This window comes from Mesorhizobium sp. EU05-FHT14A09 (genome assembly GCF_058790995.1).
This window is the reverse complement of the sequence record NZ_JBYTDF010000005.1, coordinates 531,646-545,722: the sequence shown is the minus strand read 5'-3', so window position 1 is coordinate 545,722 and position 14,077 is coordinate 531,646. Positions and strand designations below refer to the sequence as shown.

The 14,077-nt window shown below is 65.0% G+C and carries 4 protein-coding genes; 2 read left to right on the top strand and 2 right to left on the bottom strand.

All coding sequences use genetic code 11. From position 1 onward, the window contains the following. Positions 1 to 111: 111 nt before the first annotated feature. Entirely contained in the window at positions 112 to 10,500 is a 10,389-nt protein-coding gene (locus tag AC3WTO_RS20600; protein WP_492462753.1) for a filamentous hemagglutinin family protein, read from the top strand. Positions 10,501 to 10,663: 163 nt separating this feature from the next. Here AC3WTO_RS20600 and AC3WTO_RS20595 read toward each other — a convergent pair whose 3' ends face one another. Next, positions 10,664 to 12,223, bottom strand: coding sequence for a GMC family oxidoreductase (locus tag AC3WTO_RS20595; RefSeq protein ID WP_492462752.1), 1,560 nt, complete (start codon positions 12,221 to 12,223; stop codon positions 10,664 to 10,666). Positions 12,224 to 12,368: 145 nt separating this feature from the next. Continuing rightward, positions 12,369 to 13,040 carry a GntR family transcriptional regulator gene (locus AC3WTO_RS20590; protein ID WP_492462751.1) on the bottom strand — a complete coding sequence of 224 codons (672 nt, stop codon included), beginning with the start codon at positions 13,038 to 13,040 and terminating at the stop codon, positions 12,369 to 12,371. A gap of 187 nt (positions 13,041 to 13,227) precedes the next feature. On the opposite strand from AC3WTO_RS20590, the gene AC3WTO_RS20585 reads away from it, so the two are divergent. Then, positions 13,228 to 14,058, top strand: coding sequence for an alpha/beta fold hydrolase (locus AC3WTO_RS20585; protein ID WP_492462750.1), 831 nt, complete (start codon positions 13,228 to 13,230; stop codon positions 14,056 to 14,058). Positions 14,059 to 14,077 lie beyond the last annotated feature (19 nt).

Here is a 14,077-nt window from a genome sequence, read left to right as displayed (position 1 = left end):
GCGCAGGGGCGGCTCGACGCGCACAACTCCGCGATCATCATCGGCGACATCGCCGGCATCACGAAGGGTCTCGACACCAGTGCCGCGCTGCCATCCGCGCGCAACGGCACCTTGTGGTTCGATGCCGGACATCTCAACGCGCAGAAGCTGGGCGGGCTCGACCTTGCCACGCGCGGCAAGATCAGCATCGAGCGCGACCTTACACTCGCCGATGGCGGCTCCCTCAATCTCGTCGCGCCTATCGTCGACTTCAAGGCCAACGTAACCGTCAAAAGCGGAAGCGTCAGCGCAACAAATGTGTTTCGCTCGACCGCGGTCGGCACCGTCCCTGTTATCTTGACCGCCGCCAACACTGCGCGGGTCACGCTGCATCCCGGCGCCAGGCTCGATCTCACCGGCCACTGGTCGAACCTTCTCCTCGACCCCAATGATCTTTCGAAGCTTGCTTATGTCGACGGCGGCAAGGTGCAGTTCGAATCCACCCACGACGTCGTCCTCGCCGGGGGAAGCCGGATCGACGTCTCCTCGGGTGCGGCCCTGCTTGCCAATGCCAAGACCCAGGGCGGAAAGGGCGGCGACGTTTCGCTCATCGCAGGCTCGGAACAGGGGGGCAACGCCACGGGCCGGTTGCGCCTCGACGGCGAACTCGCCGCATTCGGTGTAAACGGCGGCGGCAAGCTGGCGGTGACCTCCGGCGGCAAGGTGCTGATCGGTGCCAAAACGCCGGTCGAAGGCGCGCTCAACCTGTCTGCCGGCCGTTTTCAAAGTGGCTTCTCCGCCTATGACATCAATGGCCAGGAAGGGCTGATCGTCGCGGAGGGGGCAACCATCGACGTTGCAATGCCGGTCTATCGGCTCGCCGAGAAGAGCAGAACGGCGTCGAGCAGCAGCGATCCGGCCGGTGTCCTGGAATTGTGGACACCTCCAGTCTACCGGGAAGACCCACGCGCCAGCCGCCTGGTCCAGCGCGGCAAGGCCGATCTGACGCTGCGTTCGCAGCGATCGTATCAGGGCGGCGGTGTCGAGATCGGCAAGGGCGCGACTGTCTCGGTCGATCCGGGTGCGGAAATCAGGATCGCTGCGCCCGGCCAGATGACGGTCGAAGGGCGGTTGAACGCCTGGGGTGGCCGCATCACCTTCGACGTGGTCCGTTCCGACATAGCACCATACGATCCCACGGCGCATAACCGCTCGATCTGGATCGGCGAACAGGCCGTTCTCGACGTGGCGGGGCGCGGCACGAGCGCTGTCGATGGGCGCGGCTATCGCTATGGGCTGGCGCAGGCGGGCGGCACGATCCAGTTGGGCAGCGTGCTCGACTGGGAAAGCGGTGAGCCGGTGATCCGTCGTCCGCCCGGCCTGCATGTCGTGATCCGCCCCGGTGCGATGCTCGACGCCTCGGGCAGCAACGTGCTGCTCGACCTGCCGGGGGCGAACGGCGCCTGGCAGCCGGTGAAGGTGGCAAGCAACGGCGGCACCATCGTGATGGGCTCTGCCAACGCCTTGTTCATCGACGGCACGCTGCGCGCGGCGGCGGGCGGCGAAGGGGCTGCGGGTGGCACGTTGGCGCTGACCTTCCAATTCGGCCTCTATCAGAAGGGGCAGCCGACCGCAGAGGTGCTGACGCCCCGCTCGCTGGTGCTGACCCGCAACACAAGCGGGGACCGGCTGGGCAAAGGCGCGAAACCGGGCGACAAGCTGGCTTACGGCACCGCCTATATGGGCGTGGACCAGATCGAAGCGGGCGGGTTCGACAATCTCTCGATTTTCGCCACGATGCGCACACCGGACGACCTGACGCTGAACATGAGGCAGAGCCTGCGTCTCTGGTCGCCACTGGAGGTCGCGGCCGACGCGGCCAGCGGGCGCACCGTCAGCCTGTCGGCGCCCTATGTCAAGCTGGGCCAGGCCGTCTATGGACCCAACGGCAACACCGAATTGATAGGAGCGCAGCCTGTCCCGACCTCGCCCAAGCGCAATGATACATTGCGGATCAGCGCGAGCCATATCGATGTTCATGGTCGCAACGAATTCGTGGGCTTCGGCGACGTCGCGCTGAGCAGCCGTGGCGACATCCGCCTGCTTTCGACCCCTACGACGGTAGGGTCCGGACGGACCACATTGTTCGCACCCCGCCTGATGACGGTAACGGCCGCGCAGATCTATGCGGGAACCGGCGCGGATGGCTATCTCGGCGTGGGCGATACCAATGGCGGCGGCGTTCAGGTCGCATCGCGACCGGACGACCGTCTCATCATCCGGTCCTGGGGTGGGCCGGCCCCGGATATGCCTTTCTCTGTGGCGGGAAAGCTGACCATCGCCGCCGGCTTGATCGAGCAAGGCGGCGTGCTGCGCGCGCCGCTCGGCGCGATCGTGGTCGGCGACGTCTACAGCAATCCGGTGGTGCGCTTTCTCGGCGGCAGCGTGACGTCGGTCAGCGGTGCGGGGCTGGTGATGCCTTATGGCGGCACCATCGATGGCATCAAATATGAATATGCCGGCGCTGATCTTGCCGTTCCGGGGATTGGCGGGACGAATGTTTCGAGCGAGCGCAGCCTCACGATCGCCGGCAAGCAGGTCGTGGTCGAAGCGGGCGCGGTTCTCGACATGTCCGGCGGCGGCGACCTCCGGGGCGCGGGCTTCGTCAGTGGGCGTGGCGGATCGGTCAACATTCTCGCCGCCGCCCTGGTTGACTCCAACCCGGCCTTCGGTTTCAGCCGGTCGAGAAATCGGGTTTATGCGCTCGTGCCGGGCCATGCCGGCGGCTATGCTCCGGTCGGGTCTGAAATGGGCGCGGGCGCACCAGCGGCCGGGCAGCAGGTGACGATCCCCAATGGCGTTCCAGGGTTGCCCGCTGGCACCTACACGCTGATGCCTTCCAACTATGCGCTGCTGCCGGGTGCATTCCGCGTCGAGATCGGCGAGGTCGCCGCGGCCGGACTGGCAGGGGTGACACCGGTTGGCAGCGGCTCCTTCGTGGCGCCGGGCTATCTGGGGACGGTCAACACCAGCCACCGCTCGGCGCAGGCCAGCCAGTTGATCATCACGCCCGCGGACGCGGTGCGCCGGCACAGCGGCTATAACGAGACCAGCTACAACGACTTCATTCTGGCCGATGCCGCGCGACGCAACCTCCCGCGCGGCATGCTGACGATCGATGCCCGCGCGTTGCGGTTGAAATTCAGCGACGGCGCGGGGCTGGACGGCAAAAAGGCGTTGCTGTTCGACGGCGCCGCGCTGTTCAATCCAGCCAAAGACAGCAAGGGCTTCGGCGGCATACTGACGGTATCTGGCAAGGGCTTCGGCGGGTCCACGCTCCAGATCCTGGCGGATGGCCAGGCGCCGCTGAAAAATCTGGCCGGCATGGCGATCGAGGCGAGCCAGCTCAACGCCTTCGGTGCCAACCGCATGGTGCTCGGCGGCACGCTGGGCGGCAATGGACAGACTGAAGTTGCGATCGATGGCGATGTGGGAGGCGTGATCCTGCGCAGCGGCGCGATCCTGCGCGCGCCGGAAGTGGTGCTGACTGCGGACGGCGGAGGCCTGGGCGTTCTGATGGAGCAAGGCGCGACCATCAGCACCATCGGCCTCGGCAGGCCGGGCTTCTCTTCTGATGAAGGCTATTTCTTCCGCACGTCGACAAGCGCGTTCGTCGTCTCGAACGGCTGGGTCAACCTGCTGGCCGCGATTGGCGAGAAGAAGCCGACGATCGACATTGGCGGCTGTGCCGCGGGCAATGTCTGCGTCGGTGACACGCGCATCCTGACTGAAGGCACGATCGGCGTAGCGACCAATGGCGCGTTCACCCTGCGCGATTCCGTCAGCTATGGTGCGCGTGATCTGGTGCTGGCCGTCTCCGCCGTGAACCTAGGCTCGGCCGAAGCGCTGGCGAAAGCGCGCGCGAGCGGGCAGCTTGCGCCCGGCATGGCGCTGAACCAAAGCCTGCTGACCAGCCTGCTGGCCGGCAATACGGCGCAGGGCACGCCCGCGCTGCAATCGCTGGTGCTGAACGCCCGCGATGCCTTCAACATCTACGGATCGGTCACGCTCGATACGCTGGACATGAACGGCAAGTCGCGACTGAAGCGGCTGGTGTTCGGCGCGCCCGCCATCTACGGCTATGGCTCTGCGAGCGACGTGACGACGATCCGCACTGGGGAGTTCATCTGGGCGGGCACTGTCCCCGTTAATACGGAAACCACATATCGGCCTGGCGACGCAATCGCCGTTGCGCCGGGCGCGGCCATCCTCGACCGGCTGGGCGGTGGTACACTCGACATCGTCGCGGAAACGATCCGCTTTGGCTATACGCCCAATTCGCAGCAGGTCCGGCTGGTACCGACCGATCGCATCGCGCTGGGCTTCGATACCGTGAACCTCAAAGCGGGCAAGCTCATCTCCGCCGATGCCAACAATGGCACGCTGCATGTCTATCGCAAACAGACCGGCTACGCGGCCGACAAGGGCTGGAGCTATGCGGGTGGCGATCTCAATATCACGGCTCCGTTGCTGACCGGCGGTTCCGGCGGCAAGCTGGCCGTTCACGCGGGTGGCGCCATCGCCATCACCGGCAGCAGCGGCGGCGAAGTGCCCGCCATCAACCAGCTCGGCGCGGAACTGCGCTTCGTGGGCCAGTCCATCCGTCTCGATACGGCCGTCGTTCTGCCCAGCGGCAAGCTGGTGCTGGAGGCGGCGGGCGACGTGATGCTGGGCAACGGCGCGAAGATCGACCTTAGCGGGCGCGAGATCACCATTTTCGACGCGAAGCGTTACAGCTGGGCCGGCGATCTTCTGATGTCCAGCCGCGACGGAAATGTCAGCGCCGCAGCGGGATCGGTGATCGACATTTCGGCGGCCTACAACCGTGGCGGCAGCATCAGCGCGACCGCCTTGGGCGAAGGCGCGGGCCGGGTGGACCTTCTCGGCACGATCCGGGGCAAGGCCAGCGGCGTTTATGATGCTGGCGGGACGCTGGTGCCTTATGATGCCGGCCAGCTCACCGTGCGGGCGCAGACGCTTACGGACTTTGCCGGCCTCAACGAACGGCTGAACAAGGGCGAGCTGTTTGGTGCGCGGCGCTTCCAGGTCAAACAGGGCGACCTTGTCGTGGGCGACGAGGTAAAGGCGCGCGAAGTGCAGATCGTGCTCGATGGCGGCGACCTGACCGTCAATGGCAGGATCGACGCCAGCGGTTATCAGGTTGGCGCCATCCGGCTGGCGGCGAAGGGCAACCTCACCATCAACGGCACGCTGGACGCCCATGCCAGCGGCATCCGGCTGGACAGCTATGGCAAGCCCATCGATGCGGCCAATCGCGCCGTGGTGGAACTGACCACCCGCAAAGGCACGCTGATGCTGCGCGACGGCGCGGTGGTGGACCTGCGCGCGGGCACGGGATCGATCTTCGCGGACAATGTCGCGCGTGGCACGCTGGACCTCATAGCCCCGCGCGTCGGCACCAATGACGTGGCGGTGGATGCGCGTGGCACGGTGGACGTGCGGGGCGCCAGGACCGTTGCCGTCTATGGAATGCGCAGCTACGACGATGCGCCGCTGGCTGCACTGCCGGACGTGTCCGGCACCCGCCCGCAGCTCATCACCCAGGCCTATCTTGACGGAATTGATGGCGATAGCCGGGCCTTCATGGATGCAGCACTTGTCAATCCGTCATTGACCGCGCGGCTGTCGGGATTGTCCGGCCATCGCCTGCGCCCCGGCGTCGAGATCACCAGCAATGCGACCACCAACCCAGGCGGCAACCTGACAGTGGCGGGCGATATCGATCTTTCCGGCTATCGTTATGGTCCGAACGCAAACCGGCTCGATCCGGCACGGCGCGGCTTTGGTGAACCGGGGATGCTGGCACTGCGCGCCGCTGGCAATCTGAATGTTCATGGCAGCATCAACGATGGCTTCGCTCCACCCGCCGCTACGCCCGATGACAAGGGCTGGCTGCTGACCGAGGGACGCGAAAGCTATTATTTCAACGGCCATACGCCTTTCGGCGGCGATATCGTGGTACCGATCGACGGCGTGGTGCTCGATGTCGGCACTGTCTTCCCGGCCGGTGCGGTGCTGAACTACGACATCACGGTGCGCGCGGTGACCCTACCCGAGGGCAGCACCGTCCCGGTGGAGGTGTCGCTGACCGGCAAGCTGACCCTGCCGGCAGGGCTCGTGCTTTCCGCCGACGTTAAAACGGCGGACGGCAGACTCTACAAGGCGGGCACAGTGCTGGCTGAAACGCTGACGCTGGATAGCGGTTCGAAACTGGGTGCGGGCTTCCAGCTTCGCAGTGCTGTAGCGGTCGGTTCGTTCACCCTGCCCAAGGGCACGAAACTCCCGACGGCGCTTACAACCAGTGGACAGATCACGCTTGCGCGCGGATCGCTGATCCCGTCGATGACCAAAGTGGAGCTTGTCGGCGACAAACCGGTCAATCTGCGCCCGGTCGATGCCGACGGGCGCCAGGGCCGCAACTGGGCGATGGCGCCGATGCTGCCCGAAGGCACGACGAGCTGGGATCTGACGGCGGTGGCGGGGGCCGATCTCGGCTCTTCCGACATGCGGGCGCAGAACGCGTTGGGCACCGGAGACATCGTGCTGGCGGATACCCACTACGGCTCGATCGGCAAGGTCAACATCCGTTTTGAAGGCGGCTCAGGGCCAGGCGGTGGCATCTCGTTGACGCCCGCCGGCGCAGTGAAGGCGCTGGGCGATGCCAGCTTCGCCAATCTCAACGCGGAAGACCTGAACGCTTTGATGAAGTCCAAGTTGGGTGCAAGCTTCGAGGATTATTGGGGTATGTCCCTCGCTGCTTATTGCGCGCTGGAGCCCGGTGCCTGCGTCATGAAGGAGCCGACCGATGGCAAGACATGGTCCTTCAATGCACAGGGAGCGTTCGAATTCTTCGGGGATGACTCGCTTGCCGGCAAGACACAGGCGGAAATCGACGCCTGGATGCAGGCAAATTGGGGCATGTCCTGGGAATATGTCTTCAACAAACAATCCCTGGCGGATGTCTGCAAAAGCAGCGGCAACGAAACCTACTGCAGCGGCAAGCTGGACAAGCCCGTGCTCACCGCAGATGGCGCGCTCGGCTGGATCGGCGATAAACGCTTCGCCGGGTTGACGGCAGCGGCGCTGGATGCCGCGCTGGTGGAGGCATATGGCAGTACCTTCCAGCAGCTCACCGGCAGTACTCTGCCCGATTTCTGCGAGGTCAATCCTACCCAGTGCCAGGCTGCCGGGTTCGAGCCGCCGAAGGAAGTGCGCGACTATGTCTATTCCTTCGGTTCGCCCGCCTTCAGCGTGCTGCGGACGGGCACGGGCAACCTTAGCCTCGTGGCCGGGCGCGACGTTGCGATGATGTCGCTCTACGGCGTCTATACCGCCGGTGAGCAGAGCAGCATCGCAGGCATAAACAACAGCCGCTTCAACCTGCCGCGTTCGGGCGAGAACGGCGCGGTGCTGGGCGATCTCCAGGGCGGCGGCCACTATGACGGCGTGCTGTCTGCCTGGCGGGCCTGGTATCCCGACCACGGCGGCAATCTGTTGGTTTCCGCCGGGCGTAATATCCTTGGCGACAGCATGGGCGAGGTTGCCGGTTCCGCCATGCCGGACGACCGTCACACGGGGCTTCTCTCCAGCGTGGGTGTGGGCAACTGGCTGTGGCGCCAGGGCACCGGCACCACCGCGGGCGTGGACGCGGTCGATACCAGCTGGTGGATCAATTTCGGTGCTTATGTGCAGCCCTCGAATACGGACAAGTCGGCCCGCATGGCCGGGTTCACCGGCTTCGGCGCGCTGGGCGGCGGCAATGTGAAGATACAGGCCGCGGGCGATGCGGGCATCATCTCCGGCCGTGGCGAAGGGATGCGCCGCACGACCCAGCGGGCGGAACGCTCGCAGGGGCTGGTTGTGGCGGTGGGATCGACCGGCCGCGTCGTCGGCGGCGATCTGGTGCTGACCGGCGGTGGCGATCTCGACATCCGCATTGGCGGCCTGCTCAACCCGAACGCCTATGTCAGCCAGCAGGGGCCTTCCAGCGGCAATGGCGGATTGACGAAGGACAATCTGGACCTCAACGGCGTGTTTACAAACCTGCGCGGCACGCTGAAGCTGGCCGGCGGAGGAATGGGTGGGATGACCCCGACCTTCGGCGATGGTCTCGGCGTGCGGCCAAGCAATCCCTTTGCGATGGGCGGCGCACATGCAATCGCGGGGCCGGTGCTGATGCTCGGCGATTCGACCGCATGGCTGGACACACGCGGCGATCTGGTGCTTTCCGGCGCGGGCAATCCGGGTCTGGTGAGGCAGCCGGGCTCAGCCGCTCATACCAATGGCGGCGTGGCGCTGGACGGCAAGGGGCAGGCCAGTTTCTCGCTCTGGACCCCGGCTACCGCGATCAACTTGTTGTCGGCGGGCGGCGATCTCGCCCCGGCCTCCTTCGGTGAAGGCAATGAGCTGGGCAGCAATCTGCTCGCCCCCTCGGTCCAGACCGGCGGTGGCACGCGTTATTATCATTATTATCCCTCGATCCTGCGGGCGGTTGCGCCGGGCGGCGATATTCGCATCGCCGGTTCCCCGGTGGTTTACGAGCAGCGGTATGACGCCACGCTGTTGCTGGCGCCGTCGCCCACGGGTGCCCTGGAATTTCTGGCGGGCGGATCGATCCGTGCCGGCTCGACAAGTTATGCCATCAGCATGTCGGGCGCGGCGATGGAGGTGCTGGCGACACCGTTCAAGCCGGCCTTCGTCTTGAGCAACTGGAAATATGGAGAGACGGTCCTCACCAACCAGGCCAACAATGGCATAGACGGCCTGTTCGCGTTCGGTCCGAACACGGTGACCCGCGCATTGCATGGCAATGATCCTGATCCGGTGCGTTTCTACGCGGCGAACGGGGACATTACCGGCCTGCGGGTCGGCGCCACGGTGACCGGCTTCGTCGGCAAAGGGCTGGATGGGAAAGACCGCGCGCCCGATGGCTACTGGTATGAAATGGCCAAGGCGGTGCGGCTTCGTGCCGGGACGGACATTCTCTCCGTCAATGTCACGGCCATGAACAACCATGCAACCGACATGTCGCTGGTGCAGGCGGGCCGCGATATCGTCTATGCCAATTTCGCCATCGCCGGCCCAGGCAATCTGGACGTGATCGCCGGCGGCCAGATACGGCAGGAAGATGCGGCCAACATCTATAGCATCGGCGCCGTGGTTCCCGGTGATACCCGCCCCGGAGCCAGCCTGTCGTTGCAGGCGGGCATGACCGGCGCGAACTGGGAAGCGGTGCGCGCTCGCTATCTCGGCTCGGCCAATCTTGCTGACCCGGGCCTTCCGCTGGCCGACCCGAAAAATGCGGGAAAGGTCGTGAAGGTCTATGACAAGGAACTGGCCGCATGGCTCGTGGAACGCTTCGGCTTCACCGGCACGGGCGAAGAGGCGCTGACCTATTTCGATACCCTTGCACCCGAACAGCAGCGCATCTTCCTGCGGCAGGTCTACTATGCCGAGACCCGCGAAGGCGGTCGCGAATATAACGACACCGCTGGTCCGCGCTTCGGTTCCTACCTGCGCGGTCGCCAGATGATCGCGGCCCTGTTCCCGGACAAGGATGCGGATGGCAACACCATCACCCGCCGCGGCGACATCGTCATGTACGGTGGCTCTGGCATCCGTACCAACTTCGGGGGCGACATCCAGATGATGGCTCCGGGCGGGCAGATCGTCATCGGCGTCGAGGGCAAAGTGCCGCCGGCGAGCGCCGGGGTGATCACGCAGGGCTCGGGCAACATCCAGATGTACTCGAAGGGCTCGGTCCTGATCGGCCTGTCGCGTATCATAACAACTTTCGGTGGCGGCATTCTCGCCTGGTCTGGCGAGGGCGACATCAATGCTGGCCGAGGCGCCAAGACGACGGTTCTCTATACGCCGCCGAAGCGCGTCTATGACGACTACGGCGTTGTCACGCTATCGCCGAACATTCCGTCGGCGGGTGCCGGTATTGCGACGTTGAACCCGATCCCGGAAGTGAAACGCGGCGACGTCGACCTGGTTGCCCCGCTCGGCACCATTGACGCCGGTGAGGCAGGCATCCGGTTCTCCGGCAATGTGAACGTTGCCGCCTTGCACATCGTCAATGCGGCCAACATCCAGGGCCAGGGCACGATGACCGGCGTGCCGCAGGTCGTGGCACCGAACATAGGCGGCCTGACCGAAGCTGGAAATGTGGCCGGTGCGGCGTCGAAGGCTGCGGCCAATCCGGCCCAATCCGGAGCCAACGAGCAGCCGTCGATCATCATCGTCGAAGTGCTCGGTTTCGGCGGCGGAAGCGGTGGCGACAAACCGGAAAAGGAGGAGGAGCGGCATGCTCGCGCCGGTACTCGCCAGCAAACGCAGAATCCAGACAGTGCCGTGCAGGTCGTCGGTGCCGGAGCTCTTGATCAAAGTTCGGCTAGCCAGCTAACTTCTGAGGAAAAGAGGCGCCTCGTTCAGTAGCCTTGTTTGGATGCACGTCCTTTCACGATCGAAGCCCCGCTAGGCATTGCCTGGCGGGGTTTTCTCCTTGGACAAAGGGTTGCGCTTGCGGCCGGCTTGCACTCGATAAACTCACCTTGAAGCCCGGCGGTGCAGACGACGCGCCAGTGGTCGGGCATCCCGCTCAGCCTCCGGCGCCCATCCTCCGTGCGAAGGTCTCGGCGACCGCCAGGACGGCGGCGTGGATCGGCCCGGCCGTGAGGCTGGGCATGACCGAAGCGTCGACGACGAAGAGATTGTCGAGCGCCCTGAGCCGCAGGTCCGCGCCGACGACGGCGTCCATGTCCTTGCCCATCCGGCAGGTACCGCAGGGATGATGGTGGGTGATGACCGCCTGCGCGATGAAATCGTCGATACCGGCGCTGGTGTCGAGGGTCCCTGGCAGAAGTTCACGCTCGCGCCACCCGGCGAGCGCTTCGTGATGGCCGATCTCTCTTGCCGCCGCGAGAGCCCGGCGGAACAAGTCACGATCCCGCTCGGTCTGCAGGTAGGCGGGGTCGATGATCAGCCGGTCACCGAGTTCCGGCCCGCTGATGCGCAGGCTGCCGCGGCTGGTCGGGTGGGTGATGCCGAACAGCAGCGAATAGGCCGTGCCGATGGCGGGAGCCTGGAGGCACTCCGATACGATCGGCGCAACACCGCAGCCGACGACGATCTCAGGCTGTCCGCTGGCGGTGAAATCGCCGTCCCGCATGTAGGCCATCGATTCCGAATGCTGCAGGCGTGACGGTGCAACTGGCTTGCGGGCGGCGTAAAGGTTGCCGGCGCCCAGCAGATGATCCTGGAGGTTGCGACCGATCTCCGGCACATCAATCAGGCAATCGACATTCGCCGCGGAAAGTGTGGCGCGCGGGCCGATGCCGGAGCGCATCAGCAGGGCCGGGCTTTCCAGCGCGCCGGCGCACAGCACCACCTGGTCCGCAAGGATCGCCTCGCGCTTGCCTTGTCGCTGCACGATTTCGAGACCGCGTACCCGATTGGCGGCCATCGTGAGCCGACGCACTCTTGATCCCGTCAGGATATTCAGGTTGGCACGGCTTCGGACAGCCGGGGTCAGCCAGGCGTCGGCCACTGTGACCCGTCGCCCGTCGCGAATGTTCAACGAGTTCGGCGTGACGCCGATCATCTGCCCGCTGTTATGGCCTTCAAGGCGCGGCAGACCCAGTGAAGCGCCTGCCTCGATGAAGGCGCGCGCGACCGGACTGACTTCGTCCGACGGCAGATAGACCGGCATCGGCCCGCCCTTGCCATAAAGGCCGTCGCCGCCAAACGGATGATCCTCGATAGCCTGGAACGCTGGCAGCAGTGCATCCCAGCTCCAACGGTGATCCCCGGTGGCGTCGACCCATGCCTGGAAGTCGGCGGGATGGCCGCGCATGTAGCCCATGGCGTGCAGGCAACTGGAGCCGCCGAGCAGCCGGCCGCGAGCCCAGTGGTGCACCCGCCCTGCGGTTCCGGCCTGTGGCTCGGTGCGATAGTCCCAATCGTAGCTGCGACCCTGCAGTGCCGGCCAGGCGGCCGGATTGCGGATGTCAGGGTCATTCTCCTCTTCGCCGGCCTCGATCAGCAGGACGCGGCGGCTCGGATCCTCGCTCAGGCGCGCTGCAAGCAGTGCGCCGGCGGAGCCGCCTCCGACAACAACGACATCGGCATTCCGTTCGCGTTCAACAGTCGCTCTGGTCATCGCCACCCCATCTTTGCGGGCCGGCCTCGACAGCCGGCATTGCCCGCGCCGAAGCGGTCAAGCCTCGGCGCGCTGATCTGTGTTTTGCGGATACCGAAACGTGATCAGGGATTTCTGGACCTCGGAAGAGACCTGCCGAGGAAACTCAGATCCCGCTGTCCATCGATATCTTCGCCGCTGCCTTCGCCTTCAGAAGATGCTTCTTCGAGGCCTTGCGGGCGGCTTTCTCGTCGCCGGCGGCGATGGATTCATAGATCTCCCTCATCTCTGCCAGGCTGCTTTGTGCCCTGCCTTCCAGGGACATCGACCGCCCTCGAAAGAAGCTGATCCTGGCCACCAGGCCGCGATGGACTTCCTCCAGGATCGGGTTGCCGCAATTGGCGAGGATGATCGAATAGAAATCCGCGGCGGTCGTGACCTGTGCCAGGCTGTCATGGCTGGCTGCCGCCTCCTCGAAAGCGAGAAGCGACCTTTCCAGTTCCTGCACCTGTTCGACGGCAATCCGTGATGCGCATCGTCCCGCCGCCTCGACTTCCAGCAGCTCCCGCACCTCGTAAATGGCGGTCGCCTCTTCCCACGAAAGCGCGGGGACCGCCGGTCCGCGGTTGGGCACGATCTCGATCAGGCGCTCGGCCTCGAGGCTGCGCAGCGCTTCCCTCAGTGAAGGACGGCTGATGCCGAGCTGGGCGCAGAGCTGGCTCTCGATCAGGCGGCTTCCCGGCTGGAATAGCCCGGACAGGATGGCGAGCCGCAACTTGTCGACAGTCTCCTGCTGCACCGTCCGTGGGGAAATCCGCAAATTCAGATCTGCCGGCATTGATGACGTCTCTTGGGCTCGGGGTCACGATCGGACGCATCATATGCGACGCTGCGCACATTGGACAGCAGGAATAGCCAGATTGTCAATTATCAAGATTGCAAGAATGTCTGACAATCTGGTTGACGAGCCATTTCTAATATGATCCTCTTGAGTGAGACGGGCCGCAACAAAAAGGATCCAGAACATGGCGGCAGGCACACGCTCCGACCAGCTGATTTCGCGACGCATCGAGACGGGGGGCATCGTCTTGAATGTGCGTGAGGGAGGCTGCGGCCCGTCGCTGCTCTTCTTCCATGGCATCACCTCCAATTCGGCTGTCTTCGCCCCATTGATGGCCAGGCTTTCGGATCGCTTCACGACCATCGCGGTCGACCAGCGCGGGCATGGCCTCAGCGACAAGCCGGAGAGCGGCTACGAAGCAAATGACTATGCCGATGATATCGCCGCGCTGATCCGTACGCTCGATCGGGGTCCTGCCATCCTGGTCGGACATTCGCTCGGCGCCAGAAACTCAGTCACCGCAGCCGCGCGCTATCCTGAGCTGGTTCGGTCGGTCATCGCGATCGACTTTACGCCCTACATCGAGACGGAGGCGCTCGACGCACTGGAAACCCGGGTGAACGCGGGCAGCCGGCTTTTCGACGACCTCAAGTCGGTCGAAGCCTATCTGGCCGCCCGCTACCCGAACATTCCCGCCGAAGCGATCAGGATCAGGGCCGAAAGCGGCTATGAGAAAGTCGACGGCGGTCTTCGTCCGCTGGCGTCGCCTTCGGCCATGGCCCAGACCGCCAAGGGGCTGCGCGCAGACCTGACCCAGGCTTATCGGGACGTGACCAAGCCGGTGCTGATCGTCCGCGGTGAACAGAGCAAGCTGGTTTCGCCGGCGGCGCTGGCAAAGACCAGCCGACTGCGGCCGGACCTGCCCGTGGTCGTCGTCCCGGACGCCGACCACTATGTCAACGAGACGGCCCCCGAGATCACGCTGAAAGCCATCACCAATTTCATCGACGCCTGACGGCCCAGCATGCCGTCTT

Bases quoted from the DNA above. Each gene is read 5' to 3' on its own strand.
- AC3WTO_RS20595 (WP_492462752.1), bottom strand. From the start codon at position 12,223: ATGACCAGAGCGACTGTTGAACGCGAACGGAATGCCGATGTCGTTGTT.
- AC3WTO_RS20590 (WP_492462751.1), bottom strand. From the start codon at position 13,040: ATGCCGGCAGATCTGAATTTGCGGATTTCCCCACGGACGGTGCAGCAG.
- AC3WTO_RS20585 (WP_492462750.1), top strand. From the start codon at position 13,228: ATGGCGGCAGGCACACGCTCCGACCAGCTGATTTCGCGACGCATCGAG.